The 22,548-nt window shown below is 75.4% G+C and carries 24 protein-coding genes and 1 pseudogene; 12 read left to right on the top strand and 13 right to left on the bottom strand.

Annotated features, from left to right (window positions below; translation table 11 throughout):
• Positions 1–323 (bottom strand): PRC-barrel domain-containing protein (locus tag CHB98_RS12965; RefSeq protein WP_143425083.1); only part of this gene is annotated, 323 nt, incomplete at its 3' end.
• Positions 324–615: 292 nt separating this feature from the next.
• Between CHB98_RS12965 and CHB98_RS12960 the strand changes: the two genes are divergently transcribed.
• Positions 616–1,443 carry a DUF3097 domain-containing protein gene (locus tag CHB98_RS12960; protein WP_089306035.1) on the top strand — a complete coding sequence of 276 codons (828 nt, stop codon included), beginning with the start codon at positions 616–618 and terminating at the stop codon, positions 1,441–1,443.
• A gap of 125 nt (positions 1,444–1,568) precedes the next feature.
• Here the strand turns inward: CHB98_RS12960 and CHB98_RS12955 are convergent, their stop codons facing one another.
• Positions 1,569–2,399: an aldo/keto reductase gene (locus tag CHB98_RS12955; RefSeq protein WP_245821124.1), complete on the bottom strand. Its 831-nt coding sequence runs from the start codon at positions 2,397–2,399 to the stop codon at positions 1,569–1,571.
• A 70-nt stretch (positions 2,400–2,469) separates the two neighbouring features.
• Positions 2,470–3,726, bottom strand: a complete 1,257-nt coding sequence (locus tag CHB98_RS12950; protein ID WP_089305996.1) for an MFS transporter — start codon at positions 3,724–3,726, stop codon at positions 2,470–2,472.
• 181 nt (positions 3,727–3,907) lie between these two features.
• Between CHB98_RS12950 and moaA the strand changes: the two genes are divergently transcribed.
• From moaA to CHB98_RS12930, 4 genes are all read left to right on the top strand, one after another.
• A complete protein-coding gene (gene moaA, locus CHB98_RS12945; RefSeq protein ID WP_218822351.1) occupies positions 3,908–4,960 on the top strand; it encodes a GTP 3',8-cyclase MoaA in 1,053 nt (350 codons plus the stop codon).
• A gap of 10 nt (positions 4,961–4,970) precedes the next feature.
• A complete protein-coding gene (locus CHB98_RS12940) occupies positions 4,971–5,207 on the top strand; it encodes a MoaD/ThiS family protein (RefSeq protein ID WP_245821123.1) in 237 nt (78 codons plus the stop codon).
• 16 nt (positions 5,208–5,223) lie between these two features.
• Positions 5,224–5,442: a hypothetical protein gene (locus tag CHB98_RS12935; protein ID WP_089305994.1), complete on the top strand. Its 219-nt coding sequence runs from the start codon at positions 5,224–5,226 to the stop codon at positions 5,440–5,442.
• Positions 5,443–5,519: 77 nt separating this feature from the next.
• Positions 5,520–6,488: an NHL repeat-containing protein gene (locus CHB98_RS12930; protein WP_089305993.1), complete on the top strand. Its 969-nt coding sequence runs from the start codon at positions 5,520–5,522 to the stop codon at positions 6,486–6,488.
• Positions 6,489–6,506: 18 nt separating this feature from the next.
• Here the strand turns inward: CHB98_RS12930 and CHB98_RS12925 are convergent, their stop codons facing one another.
• Positions 6,507–6,932: a molybdenum cofactor biosynthesis protein MoaE gene (locus tag CHB98_RS12925; protein ID WP_245821122.1), complete on the bottom strand. Its 426-nt coding sequence runs from the start codon at positions 6,930–6,932 to the stop codon at positions 6,507–6,509.
• On the bottom strand, positions 6,929–7,510 hold the full coding sequence (locus tag CHB98_RS12920; protein WP_089305992.1) for a nucleotidyltransferase family protein: 582 nt from the start codon (positions 7,508–7,510) through the stop codon (positions 6,929–6,931). Before CHB98_RS12920 ends, CHB98_RS12925 begins: the two co-directional genes overlap by 4 nt.
• A gap of 9 nt (positions 7,511–7,519) precedes the next feature.
• Here CHB98_RS12920 and CHB98_RS12915 point away from each other — a divergent pair, with 9 nt between their 5' ends.
• Together CHB98_RS12915 and CHB98_RS12910 are read left to right on the top strand one after the other, a co-directional pair.
• Positions 7,520–7,789, top strand: coding sequence for an antitoxin (locus CHB98_RS12915; RefSeq protein WP_245821121.1), 270 nt, complete (start codon positions 7,520–7,522; stop codon positions 7,787–7,789).
• On the top strand, positions 7,786–8,187 hold the full coding sequence (locus tag CHB98_RS12910; protein ID WP_089305991.1) for a TA system VapC family ribonuclease toxin: 402 nt from the start codon (positions 7,786–7,788) through the stop codon (positions 8,185–8,187). Before CHB98_RS12915 ends, CHB98_RS12910 begins: the two co-directional genes overlap by 4 nt.
• On the opposite strand, the gene CHB98_RS23065 is transcribed toward CHB98_RS12910, so the two are convergent.
• The 5 genes and pseudogenes from CHB98_RS23065 to CHB98_RS12890 form a co-directional block, all read right to left on the bottom strand.
• Positions 8,175–8,630 carry a TOBE domain-containing protein gene (locus CHB98_RS23065; protein ID WP_425432519.1) on the bottom strand — a complete coding sequence of 152 codons (456 nt, stop codon included), beginning with the start codon at positions 8,628–8,630 and terminating at the stop codon, positions 8,175–8,177. The two genes, CHB98_RS12910 and CHB98_RS23065, sit on opposite strands and share 13 nt — an antisense overlap.
• A gap of 120 nt (positions 8,631–8,750) precedes the next feature.
• Positions 8,751–9,170 (bottom strand): annotated as a pseudogene (locus CHB98_RS23060) (ATP-binding cassette domain-containing protein); the annotation flags it as partial.
• A 53-nt stretch (positions 9,171–9,223) separates the two neighbouring features.
• The gene (locus CHB98_RS12900) at positions 9,224–10,030 is read right to left on the bottom strand and encodes an ABC transporter permease (RefSeq protein ID WP_089305989.1); all 807 of its coding nucleotides are present in this window, start codon (positions 10,028–10,030) and stop codon (positions 9,224–9,226) included.
• Positions 10,027–10,821, bottom strand: coding sequence for a molybdate ABC transporter substrate-binding protein (gene modA, locus CHB98_RS12895; protein WP_089305988.1), 795 nt, complete (start codon positions 10,819–10,821; stop codon positions 10,027–10,029). Before modA ends, CHB98_RS12900 begins: the two co-directional genes overlap by 4 nt.
• 130 nt (positions 10,822–10,951) lie before the next feature.
• Positions 10,952–11,347: a TOBE domain-containing protein gene (locus tag CHB98_RS12890; protein WP_089305987.1), complete on the bottom strand. Its 396-nt coding sequence runs from the start codon at positions 11,345–11,347 to the stop codon at positions 10,952–10,954.
• Between the two features lie 568 nt (positions 11,348–11,915).
• Here CHB98_RS12890 and CHB98_RS12880 point away from each other — a divergent pair.
• From CHB98_RS12880 to CHB98_RS12860, 5 genes are all read left to right on the top strand, one after another.
• A complete protein-coding gene (locus tag CHB98_RS12880) occupies positions 11,916–14,240 on the top strand; it encodes a putative bifunctional diguanylate cyclase/phosphodiesterase (protein WP_179224473.1) in 2,325 nt (774 codons plus the stop codon).
• Positions 14,241–14,540: 300 nt separating this feature from the next.
• Complete coding sequence (locus CHB98_RS12875) at positions 14,541–16,247, top strand: RecQ family ATP-dependent DNA helicase (RefSeq protein WP_245821120.1); 1,707 nt, start codon at positions 14,541–14,543, stop codon at positions 16,245–16,247.
• A 142-nt stretch (positions 16,248–16,389) separates the two neighbouring features.
• Positions 16,390–18,033 (top strand): carbamoyltransferase family protein, encoded by a 1,644-nt coding sequence (locus CHB98_RS12870; protein ID WP_089305983.1) that lies wholly within the window; start codon positions 16,390–16,392, stop codon positions 18,031–18,033.
• A gap of 300 nt (positions 18,034–18,333) precedes the next feature.
• Positions 18,334–18,774, top strand: a complete 441-nt coding sequence (locus CHB98_RS12865; protein ID WP_089305982.1) for a DUF4383 domain-containing protein — start codon at positions 18,334–18,336, stop codon at positions 18,772–18,774.
• Between the two features lie 215 nt (positions 18,775–18,989).
• A complete protein-coding gene (locus CHB98_RS12860; protein WP_089305981.1) occupies positions 18,990–20,201 on the top strand; it encodes an acyl-CoA dehydrogenase family protein in 1,212 nt (403 codons plus the stop codon).
• A 111-nt stretch (positions 20,202–20,312) separates the two neighbouring features.
• Here CHB98_RS12860 and CHB98_RS12855 read toward each other — a convergent pair whose 3' ends face one another.
• The 3 genes from CHB98_RS12855 to CHB98_RS12845 all read right to left on the bottom strand — a co-directional run bounded on the left by CHB98_RS12855 (position 20,313) and on the right by CHB98_RS12845 (position 22,513).
• Positions 20,313–20,513 carry a hypothetical protein gene (locus CHB98_RS12855; protein WP_089305980.1) on the bottom strand — a complete coding sequence of 67 codons (201 nt, stop codon included), beginning with the start codon at positions 20,511–20,513 and terminating at the stop codon, positions 20,313–20,315.
• A gap of 191 nt (positions 20,514–20,704) precedes the next feature.
• Entirely contained in the window at positions 20,705–20,899 is a 195-nt protein-coding gene (locus tag CHB98_RS12850; RefSeq protein ID WP_089305979.1) for a hypothetical protein, read from the bottom strand.
• A 30-nt stretch (positions 20,900–20,929) separates the two neighbouring features.
• Complete coding sequence (locus CHB98_RS12845; protein ID WP_089305978.1) at positions 20,930–22,513, bottom strand: LCP family protein; 1,584 nt, start codon at positions 22,511–22,513, stop codon at positions 20,930–20,932.
• Positions 22,514–22,548: the final 35 nt, after the last annotated feature.

The following is a 22,548-nucleotide window of genomic DNA, read 5'->3' as shown; positions in this document are numbered from 1 at the left end:
GACCCCTGGCCGGAGCCCAGGCCGTAGTAGCGGTAGAGCTCCTCCTCCTCCTGCGGGGAGAGGTGCCCGTCGGTGTCGACCTTCGGGGCGTCCTTCACCTGGGCCTTGGTCACGGGTACCCGGAGACCGTCGTCGGTCAGGTCGGCGTCCCGGATCGGGACGAAGGACTCCTTGGTGCCGAAGAGGCCCGTGCGCACGGTGACCCACTCCGGCTGGCCGCTCTCGTCGTCGAGGTACACCTCCGACGCGGAGCCGATCTTGTCCCCGCTCCGGTCGTAGACGTCCTTGCCGATCACACGGCTGATGGCTTCGGTGCCGATCATCGTGGCTGTCGCCTCCATCTCAGCAGACTGTGTTCCGGTCGATCACTGGGGTGACCGGCGGGCAGGTCACGAAACGGCCACCCCGGATCCGACCCGCGCACCGGGGCGCAGGAACCCCCACGGTGTGGCCGACCCGGCCGGGAGACCCTGGTCAGCAGGGAGTGCGAGCACCGGCAGGCCTGGTGCTCACCCGTGACGCTGGGTGAGGGACATCGGCTCGGGCGTGTCGCACCGGGGGCGCACCGGCGCGTCGGTGCGGTCGCCGGCCGGGGTCGTGCCCATCCTGGAGGGCGTGCCTCCCCGCTCGCCGTACGACGACCTGGTGCACCCGCGCACGCGGAAGCAGCCCAACCCCTCCGTCGAGGCCGAACGCGACCTCGTCGTCGAGGACCCCAGCTCCGGTTTCGTCGGCGCCGTGGTGCGCTGCGAGAAGGACGTCGTCCACCTCGAGGACCGCAACGGGCGGGTGCGCGCCTACCCCCTGGGCCCCGGCTTCTGGGTCGACGGCCGGCCGGTGGTGCTGGTGCGCCCGCGGCCGCAGGCCCCGGCCACCCCCAGCCGCAGCGCGTCGGGCTCCACCTACGTCGCCGGGGCACGGGCCCGGGTCGCCCGCGAGGGGCGGATCTACGTCGAGGGCAAGCACGACGCCGAGCTGGTGGAGAAGGTCTGGGGCCACGACCTGCGCATCGAGGGCGTCGTCGTCGAGCCCCTGCACGGTGTGGACGACCTCCCCGGCATCGTGCGGGAGTTCCGCCCGTCGTCCGGGCGACGGCTCGGCGTGCTGGTCGACCACCTGGTCACCGGGTCCAAGGAGACCCGGATCGCGGAGTCCGTGATGAGCGGCAGGGCCGCCGGCGGGCACGCGCTCGTCGTCGGCCACCCGTTCATCGACATCTGGCAGGCGGTGAAGCCCTCCGTCGTCGGCATCCGGGCCTGGCCGACGGTGCCCCGGGGCGAGTCGTGGAAGGACGGCGTCTGCCGCCGGCTGGGGTGGGAGGACGACACCGGCTACGTCTGGGCGCAGCGCATCCTGGCCCGGGTCCGCACCTGGACCGACCTGGAGCCGGCGCTGATCGGCCGGGTCGAGGAGCTCATCGACTTCGTGACGACGGACCGGTGAACGACCCTCCTGCCCCACCCCTCGCCGGCTCGCGGCGGGACCCGGCAGGAGGGCCTTCGACGATCATGGCGCCGTGACCCGGTCCGGAGCGGATCCGGTGGTCACGGCGCCACGATCGCGCAGGCTCAGCCGGGGATGTAGTTGAAGGTGTCCGGGTCCGGGCCGGTGCGCTCGCCGCGGTCCAGGACGCTCAGGTCGCCCATCGCGCCGCCGTCGAGGTCGAAGTCGAACAGCTCGAAGTTCTGCTGCATGCGCTCGCGGTTCACCGACTTGGGGAACACGACGTCGCCGCGCTGCACGTGCCACCGCAGCACGACCTGTGCCGGCGTCCGGCCGTAGCGCTCGGCCACCCGCTGCACCACCGGGTCGTCGAGCACCTTGCCCTGGGCGATCGGCGACCAGGCCTCGGTGACGATCTCGTGGTCGGCGTCGAAGGCGCGCAGTTCGTCGTTGGCCAGGTAGGGGTGCACCTCGATCTGGTTCACCGCCGGGCGGACGTCGGTCTCCCCGAACAGCCGGCGCAGGTGGTGGGCCTGGAAGTTGGAGACGCCGACGGCCTTGGCGCGGCCGCTGGCGTAGATCTCCTCCATGGCCTTCCAGGTCTCGACGTAGTCGACGTCGATCCCCGGCAGCGGCCAGTGGACGAGGAACAGGTCCAGGTACTCGAAGCCGAGGTCGGCCAGGGACTGGTCGAAGGCGCGCAGGGCGTCGTCCCGGCCGTGGAAGCCGTTGTTCAGCTTGCTGGTGACGAAGACCTCGCCGCGGTCCAGGCCCGAGCGCGCGACGGCCTCGCCGACGCCCTTCTCGTTGCCGTACATCTCCGCGGTGTCGATGTGCCGGTAGCCGATCTCCAGGGCGGTGGACACGGCCTCGGCGGTGTCCTCCGGCGGGACCTGGTAGACGCCGAAGCCCAGCTGGGGGATCTCGACGCCGTTGTTGAGGCGGATCGTGGGCACGCTGGCCACAGGGGCTCCTCTCGGTCGTGGGCGGGCGCACCCGGTGGCGCGCAACCTGCCGGTGGACGGCCTACCCGGCAGCCGGGTGCTCAACCCGGTCGGCGGTCACACCGGGGACGGCGGCCACCCCGGTGCGCAGCAGCGGCGCACCGGCCAGCGCGACCAGCGCCGCCAGCGCCGCCGCTACCGCCGGGACGGCGAACGCCGCCTGCGCGCCCCACGCGTCGACGGCGGCCCCGGCCAGCGCCGAGCCGGCCGTGACGCCGAGGGTGAGCCCGGTGGTGGTCCACGACAGCGACTCGGTGAGCGCCGACCGCGGCACCCGAGACTCGACCAGCGACGTCCCGGACACCAGCACCGGCGCGATGGCGGTGCCGGCGAGGAAGCCGGCGGCCACCAGCACCGGCAGCGACCCCACCGCCCACAGCAGCTGCGCGGCCAGGCCGAAGGCGACGGCGGTGCCCACGAAGCGCGCCGCCAGCGTCCCGCGCAGCCGGGCCACGCCGTAGTGCAGGCCGGCGAGCAGGCTGCCGAACGCGTAGACGGCCAGCACCAGGCCGGCCAGCGCGGGCGCGCCCTGCTCGTCGGCGAAACCGACCACGACGACGTCCATGGCACCGAAGACCGTGCCGACGGCCGCGTAGGTCACGACGACGACCAGCACGCTGGCGTTGAGGGCGGCCCACCGCCGGGACGGCGCCCCGGGGTCGGCCGGCGAGGCGGGGGGCTCGGTGGCGCGCTGGCGGGCCAGCCAGAACCCGCCGGCCGCGCCGAGCGTGACGCCGGTGAGGAAGCCGGCGGGCGGCGCGACGAGGGTGGCCAGCAGCGTCACCAGCGGCGGGCCGACGACGAACACGACCTCGTCGACGACCGCCTCCAGCGCGAACGCGGTCTGCCGGCGGTCCGGCTCGGCCAGCGCCTGCGCCCACCGGGCCCGCACCAGCGAGCCGATGTTCGGCCCGCTCGCGCCCACGAGCGCGGCCAGCACGAACCAGCTCCACCGCGGCGCCCCGGCGGTGACCGCGGCGACGAAGCCGACGCCGGCGAGCAGGTAGCCGGTCATGGCGACCTGCAGGACGGCGCCCTGCCCGCGGCGGTCCATCGCCCGGGCCCACTGCGGGCTGGCGACGGAGAAGCTGAGCGCCAGCGTGCCGCTGACCGCGCCGGCCAGGGCGTAGCTGCCGGTCTCGGCGGCGACGAGCAGCACGGCGCCCAGGCCGAGCATCGGGATGGGCAGCCGGGCGACCCAGCCGGCGAAGGAGAACGCCGCCGAGCCGGGCACGGCGAACAGGCGGGCGTAGGGGCTGAACACGGTGCGGGGTGACACGGACGTCTCGCGCTTCCTGGCCACGGGCGAGTGCGGGGGTGCCCGCCGGTCCCTCGGGTGGCACGGCGACGGTAACAACGGACCCCGCCGCCCCGCTCTCGCTCTCCGACCGACCTGGCGCCACCGGGACCCCCGTCCGGGGAACGGCACACCGTCCCCGGTCCGCACTACATTCACAGGCGTGACCTCGACCAGCCCGCTCCCGGACCCGGTGACCCGCCGTCCGGACCCCGCCCCCGGGACCGGTGGGCTGGTGGACCGGCACGGCCGGGTCGCCACCGACCTGCGGGTGTCGCTGACCGACCGGTGCAACCTGCGCTGCACGTACTGCATGCCGCCGGAGGGCCTGGACTGGCTGCCCAAGGTCGAGGTGCTCACCGACGAGGAGCTCGCCCGGCTGGTCCGCATCGGCGTCGAGCGGCTGGGCATCCGCGAGGTCCGCTTCACCGGCGGCGAGCCGCTGCTGCGCCCCGGCCTGGTCGGCATCGTCGGCGCCGCCACCGCGCTGCGGCCGCGCCCGGAGGTCAGCCTCACGACCAACGCGATCGGCCTGGCCCGCGTGGCCCCCGCGCTGGCCGCCGCGGGCCTGGACCGGATCAACGTCAGCCTGGACACCACCGACCGCGACCGCTTCACGCAGCTCACCCACCGCGACCGGCTCGGCGACGTGCTCGCCGGCCTGGCGGCCGCCCAGCGCGCCGGCCTCACCCCGGTCAAGGTCAACGCCGTCCTGCTGCGCGGGATCAACGAGGCCGACGCCGTCCCGCTGCTGGACTTCTGCCTGGAGCACGGCTACCAGCTGCGCTTCATCGAGCAGATGCCGCTGGACGCCCACCACGCCTGGACCCGCGGCGAGATGGTCACCGCCGAGGACATCCTCGCGCGGCTGGCGGCGGCCCACGACCTCACCCCGGACACCGAGGAGCGCGGCTCCGCGCCGGCCGAGCGCTGGCTGGTGGACGGCGGCCCGGCGACCGTCGGCGTCATCGCGTCGGTCACCCGGTCCTTCTGCGGCAGCTGCGACCGCACCCGGCTCACCGCCGACGGCCAGGTGCGCAACTGCCTGTTCGCCCGCGAGGAGTCCGACCTGCGCACGCCGATGCGCGACGGCGCCACCGACGCGGAGCTGGCCGACCGCTGGCGGATCGCCACCCTGGGCAAGCTGCCCGGGCACGGCATCGACGACCCGAGCTTCCTGCAGCCGACGCGGCCGATGTCGGCGATCGGCGGCTGAGCGCGTGCCCGTGACCGTGCGGTACTTCGCCGGGGCCCGCGCGGCCGCGGGGGTGGACACCGAGACCCGGGACGCCGGCACGCTGCAGGAGCTCGTCGGCCAGATCGCCGACGACCACGGCGAGCGGCTGGAGCGGGTGCTCACGGCCTGCTCGTTCCTGGTGGACGGGACGCAGACCCGCGACCGGTCGCTGGCCCTGGCGCCGGGTGCGGTGGTCGACGTGCTGCCCCCCTTCGCCGGCGGGTGAGGGAGAGGATGGGCGCGTGAGCATCTGGGAGAAGGCGAAGGGCAAGCTCGACGAGCTGGTCGGCCGTGCCGAGGAGGTGTACGGCGAGTCCCACGGGGACGCCGCCGCGCAGCTGCACGGGGAGGCGCACCGCATCGAGGGCGAGGCCGAGGTGGCCGCCGCCGAGCGCGGCGAGGGCACCTCCGACGCCGGGGACACCCGCCGGGACGACGGGAGCGGGCCGGTCCGCGCCTGAGCGCCGTCCCGGCGGCCGGGCTGCGCGCCCGGCGGGAGCGTGCCACGGTGCAGGCACCCGCTCCCCAGGAGGCAGGCATGCCCGGTCCCGCGCTCCCCCGCCGGACGACGACCCGGGGGGTGGTCCTGCTCGGGACCGTCCTCGCCACCGTCGCCGCCACCGCCGTCCCCGCGGCCGCCGACCGGCCCGGCCGGGACGACGTCGACGTCGAGGTCGACGTCGAGGTCATCGAGCTCCCGGGCGCCGGCGGCGCCGAGGGCATCGCGCCCGGCCGCGGCGCCACCTTCTACGCCGGTGACCTCAGCGACGGCGACGTCTACCGCGGCGACCTGCGCCGCGGCACCGCGGAGCTGTTCATCGACGCGCCGGAGGGCCGCGTCGCGGTCGGCATGGACACCGACCTGCGCCACGGGCTGCTCTTCGTCGCCGGCGGCCCCACCGGCCAGGCGTACGTCTACGACACCCGCTCCGGCGAGACCGTCGCGGAGTACCAGCTGGGCGGCACGACCGGGTCGTTCGTCAACGACGTCGCGGTCACCCGGGACGGCGCCTGGTTCACCGACAGCCGCGCGGCGCAGCTCCACCACGTGCCGCTGGACCGGCACGGCGGACCCGGCGAGGCCGAGACCCTGCCGCTGCACGGCCCGGCGGCCGCGCTGACCGGGGAGTTCAACCTCAACGGCATCGCCGACGCCCGGCACGGCCGGGTGCTCATCGTCGCCCACTCCACGAACGAGGCCCTCTACACCGTCGACCCCGCCACCGGCGACAGCGCGGCCATCGACGTCGGGACGGCGCTGCCGGACGCCGACGGCGTCGAGTACCGCGACGGTCAGGTGTGGGTGGTGCAGAACCAGGTGGAGCAGATCGCGCGGATCGACCTGTCCCGCGACCTCGCCTCCGGCGAGGTCGTGGAGGTCGTCACCGACGACGACTTCCAGGTGCCGACGACGGCCATCCTGTACCGCGGCGGCCTGGCCGCGGTGAACGCCCAGTTCGGGCTCGGGCCCGCCGGCGGCCCGTTCGAGGTCGTGCTGGTCGACTGACAGCGACCGGCGGCGCCCTCACGGGCAGGCGACCCACTCCTCCTCGCCGTCGGTGAAGACCTGCCGCTTCCAGATCGGCAGCCGCTCCTTCACCAGGTCGACGAGCTCCGCGCAGGCGGCGAACGCCTGGCCGCGGTGGGACGAGCTGACCGCGCAGGCCAGCGCGACGTCGCCGATGGCGAGCAGGCCCACCCGGTGGGAGACCGCGACGGCGTGCACGTCGGGGCGGGCGGCGAACTCCTCCGCCAGCCCGGTGATCACCTGCGCGGCGCTCGGGTGGCCGACGTACTCCAGCTCGGTGACCGAGCGCCCCCCGTCGTGGTCGCGGACCACACCGGCGAAGGACACGACCGCACCGGCGCGCTCGTCGGCCACGGCGTCCTCGTGCTCGGCGACCGACAGCGGCGCGTCGACGACTGCGGCGATCAGGGGCCTGGCGATCACGGCGCCGACGGTACCTGTCCCGGGGGCACGTCGAGGTCGGCCGGATCGGCCAGGCCGGTGCAGTCGACCTCGGTGACCGGGTGCGTGGCGAGGTACCGGCGGGCGCCCTCGTCGCCGGTCGCCGTCGCCACGACACCGGCCCAGTGGTCGCGGCCGATCAGCACCGGGTGCCCGCGGACGCCGTCGTAGGTGGCGATCGCCAGCGCGTCCGGGGCGGCGTGCGCGGCGACCGCGGCCAGGGCCTCCGGCGTCATCCCGGGCATGTCGACCAGGGTGACCAGCGCGGCGCCGACCCGACCGGGCCAGCCGCGCACCCCATCGAGGCCGGTGCGCAGCGAGGACGCCATCCCGGTCTCCCAGTCCCGGTTGGCCAGCACGGTGGCGCCGTCGAGGTCCGCCGTCCGCCAGACGTCGACCGCCCGGGCGCCGAGGACGACGAGCACCGGGTCGCACACCGCGCGCGCCGTCCGCACCGCCCGCTCGACCAGCAGGCTGCCCCCGTACTCGACCAGCGCCTTGGGCATCCCGTAGCGGCGCCCGCCGCCCGCGGCGAGGACCACCCCCGCGACCGTGCTCATGTCCTCATCGTGGTGCATGTCGTCGGCATCCTGCGCCGTGATGTCGCCGTGCGCACCACCATCGACCTGCCCGAGGACCTGCACCGGCTGACCACCGCCATCGCCCGCGACGCGGGGACCTCGTTGAGCGAGACGGTCACGAAGCTGCTGCGCTCGGCCCTCGCCACCCCCGGTCCCAGTCGGGTGACCGTCAGCCCGGTGACCGGGATGCGGGTCCTCTCCCTGGGTGGCGGTCCCGTCACCAGCGAGGACGTCCGGTCGCTGGACGACGACGAGTGACCGACCTCCTCGACGCGAACGTCCTCATCGCCCTCGGCGACAGCGAACACGTCCACCACGGGGCCGTGGAGGAGTGGCTGGTCGAGTTGCCGGCCTTCGTCACCTGCCCGGTGACCCAGGGCGCGCTGCTCCGTCACGCCCTTCGACGAGGGGCCAGTCAGACCGAGGCCAGTGATGTCCTGGGCAGCGTGACCGCTGACGAGCGGCACGAGTTCTGGGCCGACGACATCGGCTACGCGGACGTCGACCTCCGCGGCGTCGTCGGCCACCGGCAGGTCACCGACGCCCACCTGGCCGCGCTGGCCCGGGCCCACGGCGGCCGGCTGGCGACGCTGGACCGCGGGCTGGCTCTCCTGCACCCCGACGTCGCCCTGCTGGTCGGTCCTCAGCGGTCGTAGACGGCGACCTCGGAGGCCTTGACCGACGCCCACACCGGCGTGCCGGGGGCCAGGCCCAGCTCGGCGAAGGCGGTGGCGGTGACGTCGGCGATCAGCGGCACCTCGCCGGCCAGCTCGCAGCGCACCGTCGAGCCGTGCGGCGTGGCCGCGACCAGCCGGGCCGGCCAGACGTTGCGCGGGCTGCCGTCGGGCCGTGAGGGGTAGAGCGCCACCGACTCGGGGCGGACGGCGACGAACACCGGGCCGGCGGTCTGCTCGGCCACCGCCACCCGGCCGCCGCCCTCCAGCCGTACCGTCCCACCCTCGCCGGTGCCGGGCAGCAGCGCCAGGCCGACCAGCCGGGCCACGTAGTCGGTGCGCGGGTGGCGACTGACGTCAGCGGGCGTGCCGGCCTGCACGACCCGCCCCTCCTCGACGACGACGACCCGGTCGGCCAGCGCCATCGCGTCGACCGGGTCGTGGGTGACCAGCACCGTGCTGCCGCCGTAGTCGGCCAGGTGCCGGCGGAGCTCGGCGCGGACGGTGAGCCGGGTGCGCGCGTCCAGCGCGGACAGCGGCTCGTCGAGCAGCAGCAGCGCCGGGTCGCCGACCAGGGCGCGGGCCAGCGCGGCGCGCTGCGCCTGCCCGCCGGACAGCTGGCCGGGCCGCCGGTCGGCGAGGTCGGCGACGCCCACCCGCGCCAGCCACTCCCGCGCCGCGGCCCGCGCGGGGCCGCGGCGCACCCCGCGGGTGCGCAGCCCGAAGGCGACGTTGTCGGTGACCGACAGGTGCGGGAAGAGCAGGTGGTCCTGGAACACCATGCCCAGGCGCCGCTCGTGTGCCGGCAGGTGCACGCCGGCCGCGACGTCCACCCACACGTCCGTGCCGACGACGACCCGGCCGTCGTCCGGGCGCAGCAGCCCGGCCAGCACCCGCAGCAGGGTGGACTTGCCCGCGCCGTTCGGCCCGAGGACGGCGAGCACCTCCCCGTCGGCGACGGCCACGTCGAGCCCGACGGTCATCGGCCCGCGGGCCACGGCGACCGAGGCGGCCAGGCTCACGCCGCGGCACCCGCCCGGGACAGCCAGCGGTCACGCAGCAGCAGCAGCGTGGCCAGCGACACCGCGAGCAGCACCAGCGACAGCACCACGGCCGCCTGCGGGTCGCGCTGCAGGGCCAGGTAGACCGCCAACGGCATCGTCTGCGTCGTCCCCGGGAAGTTGCCGGCGAAGGTGATGGTGGCGCCGAACTCGCCCAGCGCGCGCGCCCAGCAGAGCACCGCCCCGGCCGCCACACCCGGGGCGACCAGCGGCAGGGTGACCCGGCGGAACGTCGTCCACCGGTCGGCGCCCAGGGTGGCGGCGGCGTCCTCGAAGCGGGCGTCGGCGGCGCGCAGCGCGCCCTCGACGCTGATGACCAGGAAGGGCATCGCGACGAAGGTCTCCGCGATGACCACCGCGGTCGTGGTGAACGGGATGGTCAGCCCGAACGCCTCGTCCAGCCAGGCGCCGACCAGGCCCTGCCGGCCGAGCACCAGGAACAGCGCCACGCCGCCGACCACCGGCGGCAGCACCAGCGGCACGGTGACGAGGGCGCGCAGCACGCTCCGGCCGCGGATGCGGGAGCGGGCCAGCACCCAGGCCAGCGGCACGCCGAGCACGACGGAGACCAGGGTGGCGGCGGTCGCCGAGACGAGCGACAGCCGCAGCGCCTGCCCGACGGCAGGGCTGGACAGCTGCGGCCACAGCTCGCTCCACGGCGCTCGGACCAGCAGGCCGAGCAGCGGCAGCACCAGGAAGGCCACCGCCAGCAGGGCGGGGACGAGCAGCGGCGCGGGGACGCCGGCCTCCCGGCGTCCCCTCACGGGACGCGGAACCCGGCGCCGGACAGCGCCGCGCGGCCCTCCTCGGACAGGACCAGCTCGACGAAGGCCGCCGCCGCGTCCGGGTTGGGCGCGCCGGTCAGCGTGGCGATCGGGTAGGCGTTGACCGCCTCGGCGGACTCGGGGAAGTCCAGGCCCTCGACGGCGTCCCCGGCGGAGGCCACGTCGGTCGTGTACACCAGCGCGGCGTCGACCTCGCCCAGCTCCACCTTGGTCAGCGCGGCGCGGACGTCCTCCTCCTGGGTGTCCGGCACGGCGGCCACCCCGGCGGCGGCGAACACCTCCTCGGACGCCGCGCCGCAGGGCACCTCGGGCGCGCAGACGGCCAGCGCCAGCTCCTCCCGGGCGAAGTCGGCCAGCCCGGTCACGCCGGCGGGGTTGCCGGCCGGGACGGCGATCTGCAGCACGTTGGCGGCGACGACGGCCGGCTCGCCGGCGGCCAGCCCGGCGTCGGTGACGGTGGCCATCTGCGGCTCCGCGGCGCTGGCGAAGACGTCGGCGGGGGCGCCCTGGACGACCTGGGTGGCCAGCGCCGAGCTGCCCGCGAAGTTGAACTGCACGTCCAGCCCGGGGTGCTGGCCCTCCAGCCGCCCGCCCAGGTCGGTGAAGACGTCGGTCAGCGAGGCCGCGGCGAAGACCGTCAGGGTGCCGGACGGGCCGTCGTCCGGGGCGGACGACGTCGCGCCGCCCGGTGCCGCCGCGCCGTCGTCCCCGCCGCAGCCGGCGACGCCGAGCGCCACCGCCACCAGGCCCGCCGCCCACCGCCCGCCCATCGGGTCCCCTCCCGCCCAGCGCCCGACCGAGAGGTCCGCGCCTGCGGGACCATAACCCACGTGTCCCCTGATCTGCGGCTGACCGATCGCGTGAACCATCCGCAGATCCGTGACCGACCTGCCGGATGGCCTAGGGGACGTCGACGCTGACCTGGGTGGCCTTGACGGTGGCGACGGCCCGGACGCCGACGTCCAGCCCCAGCTCGTCGGCCGCCTCGCGGGACATCAGCGAGACGAGCCGGAACGGGCCGGCCTGGATCTCCACCTGGGCCATGACCGTGTCGCGGACCACACGGGTGACGATGCCGGTCAGCCGGTTGCGCGCCGACGAGCCGCGGGTGGCGCCGGGCTCGGGCGCCTCGTGCAGGCCGGCGGCGAGCCGGGCGAGGTCGGCGCCGTCGACGTGCGCCGGGCCGCCGCCGTCCCGCGAGGCGGGCAGCCGGCCGCTGTCGACCCACCGGCGCACCGTGTCGTCGCTGACCCCGAGCAGGGCGGCCGCCTCGGCGATCCGGTAGCGCGGGCTCACGGGGATGACGCTAGTCGCCGTCCACAGGGAGGATCGCCGTCCCCAGCCGTCGGCCCGCCGCCTCCGTGCGCCGACGCCCTGGGCAGCATGGCGACATGGCGAGGACGGCGGCCGAGGAGGCCGCCGGGACCACCGGCACGGACCTGGTCGCGGTGTTCCGGGCACGGCAGGAGGCGGTAGACGACGCCTTCGCCGCGATGTCCCCCGACACGTACGGCGTCGGGGCGGGGTCACTGGACGCCCGCGGGTGGCGCGCCGGCCGGGCCGCCGCCGACGACGCCGACCTGGGCTCCCGGCGCGGGGAGGTCCCCGGTCGCGACGTCTCCGCGGGAACGTCTCGGCCCCCGAGCGCACAGTGCCCGGCCTGCTCGAGGACGACCTCGACGGCGGCGTCCCGTGTCCGCCGGACCGTCGTGATCACTCAGTGTGGTCGGTGGATCGCACATGGGGGATGGTGGGTGTGCGGTCCGGCAGGCGGCCGTGAACCGTTCCGGGGGAGGTCGTCTCGACCGTGGTGCGGAACGACCCGACGCAGGCGCGTCCCGTCCGGTGGCGCCGTCCGGTGCTGGTGTCACTGTCGTACCTGGCGTCGTGGCTGGGTCTGGACACCGTCGCCACGACGCTGCAGGCCGGTCAGGACGTGCCACTGTGGTACCCGCCGTCCGGGCTGGACGTCGTCCTGCTGCTCGTCGGCGGACCGCGCTACGCACCGCTGCTGCTGCTCACCGAACTGCTGCACGCAGCGCTGGCCGGAGGCGGCTCCCCGGACTGGCCGGCCGCGGTCGCCACCGGCGTGGTGCGCGCGGCCGTCGGGGCCCTGGTGGCGTACGTCCTGCTGCGGCGGGCGCGCATCGACCCCCGACTGCCCGGCCTGCGCGAGGTGTTCTGGTTCCTGGGGCTGGCCGCCATCGCCGGGCCGCTGCTCGTCGCCGTCACCCAGGTCGTGCAGGGCGGCCTGGTGGAACCGTCCTGGCGGTCGCTGCACAGGGACACGCTGGGCTCCTGGGCCGGCTCGGCCCTCGGCGTCGCCACCGTCGCCCCTGTCCTGCTGGTCGCCGGCCGCCGGGTGATCGGTCGCTGGCACGGCCGCCCCGAGCTGGTGCGACCGGTGCAGCTGACCCCGCGCCGACCCGAACGGCTGGGCCAGTCCGGTCGACACCGCCTGTCGCGGCTGCCGGCGTTCGCCGACCGACTGCGTGACCCGCGGCTGGAGGCGGCTGCCCAGGCGGCGCTGCTGGTGACCACCGTCCTCGCGGCCTACGGCGACCCGGCGGGCGGGAGCTCGGACCTGGCCTACCTGGTCTTCGTCCCGGTGGTCTGGATCGCCGCCCGCGGCGGGTTCGCGCGGGTGGGCGTCGCCCTGCTGGTGACCACCGTGGCCGCCGTCGTCCTGGTCGCCCGCGACCCGGTGGACGACGTCCTGGGGGTGCAGCTCGGCCTGGTGGTGCTCACCCTGGTGGGACTGAAGCTGGGCGCGCTGGTCACCGGCCGGCAGTACCACGTCGCCGCCGTCCAGCACGCCGCGGTGCACGACCCGCTGACCGGGCTGGCCAACCGGATGCTGCTCGCCGACCGCCTGGAGGCGGCCAGGCACCGCGCGGAGCGCCGCCCCGGGGCCCGGTTCGCGGTGCTGTACTGCGACCTGGACGGGTTCAAGGCGGTCAACGACCAGCTGGGCCACGACGCCGGGGACGCACTGCTGATCTCGGTCGCCCGCCGGCTGGAGGCCACGGTCCGCCCGGAGGACCTGGTCAGCCGCCTGGGGGGCGACGAGATGGCCGTCCTGCTCGACGGCGTCAGCGGACCCGAGGAGGCGGCCGGGGTCGCCGACCGCCTGGTCGCGGCGCTGTCCGAGCCGTACGCCGTCAACGGCGGGGAGGTGGTCGTCACCGCCAGCATCGGGGTCGCGGTGGCCGACCGGGCCGGCCTGGCCGGCCCGCGGCTCTCTGCCGACCGGGGCGGACCCGCCGAGCGCGGTGCGGCCGGGCACGCCGACGAGGTGCTGCGGGCCGCGGACCTGGCGCTGCAACGGGCCAAGCAGAACGGCCGACAGCGCTACGAGGTGTTCAGCGAGCCACTGCGCCGCCAGGCGTGGGACCAGCTGGGCTTGCGCGCGGCACTGCGCCGGGCAGTGGCGGCCGGTGCGGTGACCGTCGACTACCAGCCGATCGTGCGAGTGGCCGACGGGCACCTGGCGGCCGTGGAGGCCCTGGCCCGCTGGCGGGACGCGGACCGAGGCCAGGTGCCCCCGGCGGAGTTCATCGCCGCGGCCGAGGAGACCGGCCTGATCCACGAGCTGGGCATGCAGGTGCTCGAGCAGGCCTGCCGTCAGTGCGCGGCGTGGCACCGGTCCTTCGGGCCGTCGGCCGCGCCGCGCGTGGCGGTCAACGTCTCCACCCGGCAGCTGCTGCCCGACGCCTTCGCCGACCGGGTGCTCGACGTGCTCGACCGGGTGGGGCTGCCTGCCGACGTGCTGGAGCTGGAGATGACCGAGTCCTGCGCCGTGGAACCCGGGGCGCGTCCGGCGCTGCAGGCGCTCAGCGCTGCGGGTGTCCGGATCGCCGTGGACGACTTCGGCACCGGCTACTCCAGCTTCGCCGCACTGCGGGAACGGACCCCGCACGCCTTCAAGCTGGACCGGTCCTTCATCGCCCGGTTGCCCGAGGACCGCCCGGCCGACGCGATCGTCTCCGCCGTGCTCGCGCTCGCCGAACCCCTCGGGGCCACGGTCACCGCCGAGGGGGTGGAGACCGAGGAGCAGCTGCACCGGTTGCGGGAGCTGGGCTGCGGACAGGTCCAGGGCTTCCTGCTGGGGCGACCGACGTCCGCGGCGGAGATCGAGCGGGACTGGCTGCGCCCACCGCGGTCACTCGCCCGTGCGCAGGAGTGGTGAGGCACCTGTGGACCGCCGACGGCAGTCCGCGATCTGGGCGAGCGTCGCCCCGAGGGCGACGCGGCACCGGGCGACTGCGCGCCGGAGCCGTTCACGGCCAGCCCCGGTGGTCCCCGTCGGCCGGTTCGTCGCGGTCCGTGTGCGTGTCCTCCGGGACGCCTCGATCGACCAGGGACTCGGAGGGACGCGCACGCGGTCCAGCCGCAGCAGCGCCGGACGGACGTCCTCGGCGGACGACGCCGTGGAGTGACGCCGGCGGCGAACCGTTTGCCGATCTCGGCTCGCGGGAAGCGGGTGCCGGTGCCGCGCACCGACCAGAGGAACCCCGCCGGGGCGTCGCCGGCCGTCCGCACCCGCCGCATCCGGCGGGTCGCCCGCGAGCTCCTCGGCTTCGACGACTTCCGCCCCGGCCAGGAGGAGGCGACGCAGTCCGTGGTCGCCGGCTGCGACACCCTCGCGGTGCTGCCCTCGGGCGCGGGGAAGTCCGCCGTCTACCAGGTGGCCGGCCAGCTGCTCGACGGCCCGGTGCTCGTCGTCTCCCCACTGATCGCGCTGCAGCGCGACCAGGTCGACCGCCTCGAGGGGCTCGACGGCCTGGCCGGGCGGGCCGCCCAGCTGAACTCCGCACTGCCGGCCGGCGACCAGCGGGCCGCCCTGGAGGGGCTGGCGGACGGAACGGTCCGCCACCTGTTCCTCGCCCCCGAGCAGCTGACCAAGCCGGAGGTCGTCGAGGCGATCGCCGCGGCCCGCCCGGCCCTGTTCGTGGTCGACGAGGCGCACTGCGTCTCCGCCTGGGGCCACGACTTCCGGCCGGACTACCTGCGGCTGGGCAGCGTGGTGGAGCAGCTGGGCCACCCCACGGTGCTCGCCCTCACCGCCACCGCGGCGCCCCCGGTGCGCGCGGAGATCGTCGAGCGGCTGGGCATGCGCGACGCGAACGTCGTCGTCGCCGGCTTCGACCGGCCGGAGATCCACCTGGCCGTCGAGCAGCACGCCGACGCCGCCGCCAAGGACCGGGCGGTGCTCGACCGGGTCACCGCGCTGGTCGCCGACGGGCAGGTCCCGGGCATCGTCTACAGCGCCACCCGCAAGGGGACCGAGTCGGTCGCCGGGGAGCTGGCCGCCCGCGGGCTGCGGGTCCGCCCGTACCACGCGGGCCTGCGGAAGGCCGACCGCGAGGACACCCAGCGCGCGTTCATGGCCGACGAGCTGGACGTCGTCGTCGCCACCACCGCCTTCGGCATGGGCATCGACAAGCCCGACACCCGGTTCGTCGTGCACGCCGAGCCCGCGGACTCCCTGGACAGCTACTACCAGGAGATCGGCCGGGCCGGCCGCGACGGGCGGCCCGCGGTCGCGCTGCTCGTCTACCGCCAGGAGGACCTGGGCATCCGGAGGTTCTTCGCCGCCGGCATCCCCGCTGAGGAGGAGCTGCAGCAGGTCGCCGGGCTGGTCAGTGCCGCGGAGGCCGCCGGCCTGGAGGACGGGGTCGCCGTCGGGCAGCTGCGCGAGGAGACCGGCCGGGCCGCCAGCCCGCTGGCCCGCGACCTCAACCTGCTCGAGCAGGTTGCGGCCGTCGTCCTCGACGAGGACGGCGCCGCCCACCCCGGGGAGGACGCGCCCGCGCCGGGCGAGGCCGCGGCGGCCGCCCACGAGCTGGCCGAGCACCACCAGCGGGTGGACCAGAGCCGCGTGGAGATGATGCGCGGCTACGCCGAGACCACCCGGTGCCGACGGCAGTTCCTGCTCGGCTACTTCGGTGAGCAGCTGGACCGGCCGTGCGGCACCTGCGACAACTGCGACGCCGGGCTGTCCGGCGAGCAACCGGACGACGACGAGACGCCCTTCCCGGTGCAGACCCCGGTGGAGCACGCCGAGTGGGGGCCCGGCGTGGTCATGCGGGTGGAGGACGACCGAGTCGTCGTCCTCTTCGAGGAGGTCGGCTACAAGACCCTGGCGCTGGCCGCCGTCCTGGAGCACCACCTGCTGGAGCGGCGGGACACCTGAGAGAGGACCCTGCTGCCCCCCACCGCTCGCAGGCTCGCGGCGGGCCCGGCAGCAGGGCGGGCCACGAGCTGCAGAACACCTGCACGCCGATCATGATCGGGGACGACGAGCGGGCGACGTGCCCGGCGGGAGGAGCGCACGCGTGAAGGTCCTGGGCATCAACGCCATCTACCACGACCCCTCGGCCGCCCTGGTGGTCGACGGCCGGGTCGTGGCCGCGGCGGAGGAGGAGCGGTTCAGCCGGCGCAAGCACGGCAAGCGCCCGCTGCCGTGGAGCGCCTGGGAGCTGCCCGAGCTGTCTGCGGCCTGGTGCCTGCGGCACGCCGGCGTCCGCCCCGAGGAGCTGGACGCCGTCGCCTACTCCTTCGACCCGGCCCTGATGGGGACGCCGGAGGAGTCGGGCCTGTTCGACGACGGCGACGTCATGCGCCGCATGTACGCCGAGAAGGCACCGGACTTCCTCGCCCACGCCCTGCCCGGTCTCGACCCGGCCAAGGTCCGGTTCGTGAAGCACCACGTGGCGCACGCCGCCTCCACCGGGCTGGCCGCGCCGCAGCGCGACAACGCCGTCCTGGTGCTCGACGGCCGCGGCGAGGCGCACAGCCACCTCGCCGGCCGCTACGTCGACGGGCAGCTGGAGGTGCTGGCCGGCCAGGCGCTCCCCCACTCGCTGGGGCTGATGTACGAGGAGCTCACCGACCACCTGGGCTTCCTGCGCAGCTCCGACGAGTTCAAGGTCATGGCGATGGCCTCCTACGGCAAGCCGCGGTTCGCCGGCGAGCTGTCCGAGCTGATCCGCGCCACCGGCGACGGCGGCTTCGTCACCGAGCGGATCGACTTCACCGAGTTCGCCCCGCGCCTGACCAAGGGCGACGACTGGACCGAGGCGCACGCCGACCTGGCCGCCAGCGTCCAGCAGCGGCTGGAGGAGGTGCTGGTCGACCTGGCCCGCTGGGTGCACGCGCAGACCGGCGAGCGGACCCTCACGATGGCCGGCGGGGTCGCGCTCAACTGCGTCGCCAACACCCGCATCCTCGCCGAGAGCCCGTTCGAGGAGGTCTGGGTGCAGCCGGCCGCCGGCGACGCCGGGACGGCGCTGGGTGCGGCCCTGCACGTGGCCACCGAGCTCGGCGAGCGCACCGAGCCGATGCCGGGCGCCGCGCTCGGTCGCGGCTGGAGCGACGAGGAGATCCAGCGGTGGCTGGACACCGCCGCGATCGACTACGAGCGGCCCGACGACGTCGCCGAGGCGGTGGCCGAGGTGCTCGCCGACAACGGCATCGTCGCCTGGTTCCAGGGCCGCTCGGAGTTCGGCCCCCGTGCGCTGGGCCACCGCTCGCTGCTGGCCCACCCCGGCCACGAGGCCAACCTGGAGCGGATGAACGACGTCAAGGGCCGCGAGCAGTTCCGCCCGGTGGCGCCGATGGTCCTGCTGGAGCGGGCACCGGACATCTTCAGCCGCGGGCCGGTCCCGTCGCCGTACATGCTGTTCGTGCACGACGTCGCCCCCGAGTGGCGGGACCGCATCCCGACGGTCACGCACGTCGACGGGACGGCGCGGATCCAGACCATCGACCCGGACACCGAGCCGTTGGTGCACCGGATGATCTCCGCGTTCGAGCGCCGGACCGGCATCCCGGTCGTCGTCAACACCAGCCTGAACACCGCCGGGCGCCCCATGGTCGACGACCCGCGCGACGCCCTGGAGTGTTTCGGCTCCGCGCCGGTCGACCTGCTGGCCATCGGCCCGTTCGTCGTCCGGCGGCCGCGGCCCACCCCGCGCTGACCCGGCCGCCCGGACGGCGTCCGGGTGACGGCCCCGGCCCCGCGCTCCCCCGTGCCGCGCGGGGGCCGGGTCGTCACCCGTCCTGGGGATACGCGGCCGGACCGGACGGCGTTCACCGAACCGCCCGCGGACCGCCGCACGAACGGCGGGTGTGGACCGCCCCGGCGGTCCGCCGGCGGTGCACCCGCTGGTGGGTGACCTCCCACACGTACGGGTGACTGCTGTTCCGGTACCTGACCGGTGGGTATCCACGACCTCGACCGTCGAGCCCTGGCGGATCACAGCACCCTGGAGGACAACATGGCCGCAACGGGTCACACGAACAGCGGAGCGCGGACCTGGCCGCAGCTCCTGGCGCTGGCGTTCGGCGCCGTCTACCTGCTGGTCGGCGTCGTCGGTTTCTTCATCACCGGCGTCGACGACTTCTTCGCCCACGACACCGGCGAGCAGCTGCTGTTCTTCGAGATCAACGGCATGCACAACGTCGTGCACATCCTGATCGGCGTGGCCGGGCTGGTGCTCGCCCGCACCCTGGCCGGTGCGCGCACCTACGGCTGGCTGCTGGCCGTGGGCTACGGCGCCGCGTTCGTCTACGGGCTGCTCGCCATCGGGCAGACATGGGACTTCCTGAGCATCAACGCCGCGGACAACGTCCTGCACATCGCCACCGCGGCCGTGGGTCTGCTCATCGCCCTGGGCCCGGTGCGGACCGGCGTCGGCGACCACAGCACCCGCGTCTGATCGAGGACCCCGTCCTCCTCACCGTTCGCACGCTCACGGTGAGCCTCTGGACGGGGCCGCCCGCTGCCCCCCACGCCTCGCAGGCTCGGCGCGGACCCCTGCAGCGGGGCCGTTCCAGATGCTCACCACGGAGGCCGGGTCCCCGACGGGGCCCGGCCTCCGGCGCGTCCGCCCCCCGGCGAGACGTCCGTCACGCCGCCCTCTACCTTGCGTCCATGGACTTCGCCCTCTCCGCACGAGCCGAGGACGTCTGCGGCCGGATGTGGGACTTCATGCGCGAGCAGGTCTTCCCCGCCGAGCCCGGGTACGAGGCCTGGCGCAAGGAACGCGGCCACGAGAACCACGAGCACCCGCCGGTGCTCGACGAGCTCAAGGTCGAGGCCCGCAAGCGGGGGCTGTGGAACCTCTTCCACCACGAGCTCGGCGGGCTGACCAACCTCGAGTACGCCTCCGTCGCCGAGGTCATGGGCTGGTCGCCGGTGATCGCACCGGAGGTGACCAACTGCGGCGCCCCGGACACCGGCAACATGGAGACGCTCATGATGTTCGGCACGCCCGAGCAGAAGGCGCGCTGGCTGGAGCCCCTGCTGGAGGGCGAGATCCGGTCCGGGTTCGCGATGACCGAGCCCGACGTGGCGTCCTCCGACGCCCGCAACATCCAGACCTCGATCGTCCGCGACGGCGACGAGTACGTGGTCAACGGCCGCAAGTGGTGGATCACCGGCTCGGCCGACGACCGCTGCCAGATCTTCATCGTGATGGGCAAGACCGACCCCGACGGCGCCCCGCACCGGCAGCAGTCGATGGTGCTGGTGCCCCGGGACACCCCGGGCTTCGAGATCGTCCGGCACCTGCCGGTGTTCGGGTACCAGGACCAGCACGGCCACTCCGAGCTGCGGTTCACCGACGTCCGCGTGCCGGCGTCCAACCTGCTGGCCGGCGAGGGCGACGGCTTCATGATCGCCCAGGCCCGGCTCGGTCCCGGCCGCATCCACCACTGCATGCGGGCCATCGGCATGGCCGAGCGGGCGCTGGCGCTGATGGTCGAGCGGTCCAAGGCCCGCGTGGCGTTCGGGCGGCCGCTGGCCGAGCAGGGCACCGTGCGCGAGTCGATCGCCCTGTCGCGGATGGAGATCGACCAGGCCCGGCTCTACGTGCTCAAGACCGCGGACCTCATCGACAAGCACGGCGCCAAGGGCGCGCGCACCGAGATCTCCGCGATCAAGGTCGCCACCCCGCGGGTGGCCCTCGGCGTCATCGACCGGGCCATCCAGCTGCACGGCGGCGCCGGCGTCAGCGACGACACCGTGCTGGCCCGCTTCTACGCCAGCGCGCGGACGCTGCGGATCGTGGACGGCCCCGACGCCGTGCACGTCCGGACGGTGGCCAAGGAGGAGCTGGCGCGGGAGCGCCCCTACGCCGGCTGAGAGAGGACCCCGTCCTCCCCACCCCTCGCCAGCTCGGGGCGGTGCCCTGGACGGGGCCAGAGCTGGGGGCCGGTCCCGCACCGCGGGACCGGCCTCCGGGCGCTGCACGGCTCACATCGCCATGCTGCCGCCGATCGCCCCGCCGGCGAGCTTGCCCTGCAGGGTGGCCTGGTCGAGGCCGACGGCGGACAGCGCGTCGCCGTCGCGCTGGGTGTCGATCTGGTCGGGCAGCTGGGCGTCCACCTTGTCGGCGGTGTCGTTGTCGCCCTCGCCGCGCAGCAGCTGCACGAGCTTCGCCTTGTCGATCCGCACGTCGCCTCCGTCCCCGGCGCTCCGGGCTGAGCGCCGTCCCTGCGGCGTGGTGCCCGTCACACCCGGCGTGAAACGGCCGACTGCTGCACGCCGCCCCGGGCGGCGCCGCGCCCGACCACGGAGGCGACCGGGTCGTCGCGGTGGCGACCGGCCGGGCGCTCGCGGTGAGCGGCCCGGCTGCAGGCTCGCGGTCAGCGGCGCTGCGACCGCCGGTACAGCACCGCGGCCACGGCTCCCAGGACGGCGCCGAGGAACAGCTGCGCGACCCCGATGACGGCGCGGTCGCTGGCGAACCAGGTCACCGACGACACCAGCAGGACGGCGGCGATCCCCGCCGCGAGCAGGCCGACGAGGCGCTCCCGGCCGTCCCCGGCGGGTGGGGTCATGCCGACGACCCTAGGCGGGCCCGACTGCCACTAGTCCGCCTGGTTGGGGGGCTCGCCCGCGGCGCGGGCCTCGGCGGCCCGGACCGGGTCGTAGGCGCAGGCGTCGGCCACGTCGGTGACCGTCGCCGGGTCACCACCGGGGGGCGGGGCGGCCGACGGGTCCGGCGAGGGCGCGGGGGTGGGCGTGCCGGCCGCGGCGTCGTCGGCGGTCGGGGCGGGGTCGATGGCCTCGGCGACGATCGCGCGGATCCGGTCGTAGTCGGGGTAGGCCGGGTCGATCACCGTGTCGTCGAAGACCACGCTGCGCACCTCGGCGTCCTTCACCAGGAAGGCGACGTCGACGAAGTCGTCGAGGGCCGACCGGGGGATGTCGGTGCTCACGATGTCCTGCGTGGTGGCGGCCAGCTCCTCGTAGCGCTCCAGCAGGGTCACCGGGTCGGCCGCGTCGATGATCGCGTCGATCGTGCAGCGCTGGCGGGCCATCCGGTCGTAGTCGGTCAGCCCGAAGCGGCCCCGGGCGAAGTCCAGCGCCCGGACGCCGTCCATGCGCTGGGCCGGACCCGGCTCGATGTAGTCGTCGGGCAGCTCGCCGGTGCCCGGGTTGCCGTTGATCGGCACCCAGTAGTTGACGTTGACGGTGATCCCGCCGAGGGCGTCGACCAGCCGGCTGAAGCCGTCCAGGTTGACCAGCACGAAGTAGTCGATGTCCAGGCCGAGCGCCTCGCCGACCCCGAGCTTGAGGAAGTCCGCGCCGGGGTCGTCGGTCGGGCCGAGGACGTCGGGGTGCTCCGCGGGGCCGTTGCGGTACACGGCGTTGAGCAGGCTCTCGGTCTCGCTGCCGGCGTCGAAGCCGTCCGGGTAGACCTCGGCGAGCGGGCTGTCCGCCGGGAAGGGCAGGTCCTGGAGGTTGCGCGGCAGGCTGAACAGCGTGGTGTCGCCGGTCCCGGTGTCGACGCTGGCCACGATGACGGTGTCGGTGCGCACGCCGTCGCGGCCCACCCCGCCGTCCCCGCCGAGCAGCAGCACGTTGACCCGCTCCTGCTCGCCGAACGGGGTGGCGGCGTCGACGGTGGCCGACTCCCGGTCGGCGAACAGGCCGCCGATGAGGGCCCGCTGGGCCAGCGCCACCTGCCCGACGGTGACCACGGGGTAGGCCACCGCGGCCACCAGGGCGGCGACCAGGACGGCGCCGAGGGCCCGGCCGGCCCGGGGGGTCCGCGGCGTCAGGAGGGCGCGGTGACCGGCGACGACGACGACGGCCCACAGCAGCCCGAGGACGACGATCGTGACGAACACGCCGATCAGGGCGGTGGGGTCGACGGCGATCCGCGCGGCCGTCCGCTGGCCCGCGGTGGCCAGCCAGGCGGCGACGCCGAGCAGCAGGAGGGTCACCGCGAGGACGCCGGCACCGAGCCGCCGCCGGCCGGCCGCGAGGAACGCCGTGCCCGGCAGGACGGCGTTGAGCACGGTCAGGCCCAGCACGGCGGGCAGGCCGCGGCCGCGCGCCGGTGCGTCGGACGCCGGCGCGGGCCGTGGCGCGCCGCCGGGCGGGGGCAGCGGGCGGGAGCGGCGCGGGCCGATGGGACGCGTGGCGTCCCAGTCGTGCTCGCTCACACGCCGCTCCCCGTTCCCTGCCCGATCACCGGGCC

The sequence above is a fragment of the Geodermatophilus pulveris genome, assembly GCF_900188375.1.
Lineage (GTDB): Bacteria > Actinomycetota > Actinomycetes > Mycobacteriales > Geodermatophilaceae > Geodermatophilus > Geodermatophilus pulveris.
The sequence above is the reverse complement of the archived record's forward strand: the minus strand, read 5'-3'. Positions and strand labels throughout refer to the sequence as shown.

Bases quoted from the DNA above. Each gene is read 5' to 3' on its own strand.
- CHB98_RS12930 (WP_089305993.1), top strand. From the start codon at position 5,520: ATGCCCGGTCCCGCGCTCCCCCGCCGGACGACGACCCGGGGGGTGGTC.
- CHB98_RS12920 (WP_089305992.1), bottom strand. From the start codon at position 7,510: ATGAGCACGGTCGCGGGGGTGGTCCTCGCCGCGGGCGGCGGGCGCCGC.
- CHB98_RS23065 (WP_425432519.1), bottom strand. From the start codon at position 8,630: ATGGCGCTGGCCGACCGGGTCGTCGTCGTCGAGGAGGGGCGGGTCGTG.
- modA (WP_089305988.1), bottom strand. From the start codon at position 10,821: ATGGGCGGGCGGTGGGCGGCGGGCCTGGTGGCGGTGGCGCTCGGCGTC.
- CHB98_RS12865 (WP_089305982.1), top strand. From the start codon at position 18,334: ATGGCCGCAACGGGTCACACGAACAGCGGAGCGCGGACCTGGCCGCAG.
- CHB98_RS12860 (WP_089305981.1), top strand. From the start codon at position 18,990: ATGGACTTCGCCCTCTCCGCACGAGCCGAGGACGTCTGCGGCCGGATG.
- CHB98_RS12850 (WP_089305979.1), bottom strand. From the start codon at position 20,899: ATGACCCCACCCGCCGGGGACGGCCGGGAGCGCCTCGTCGGCCTGCTC.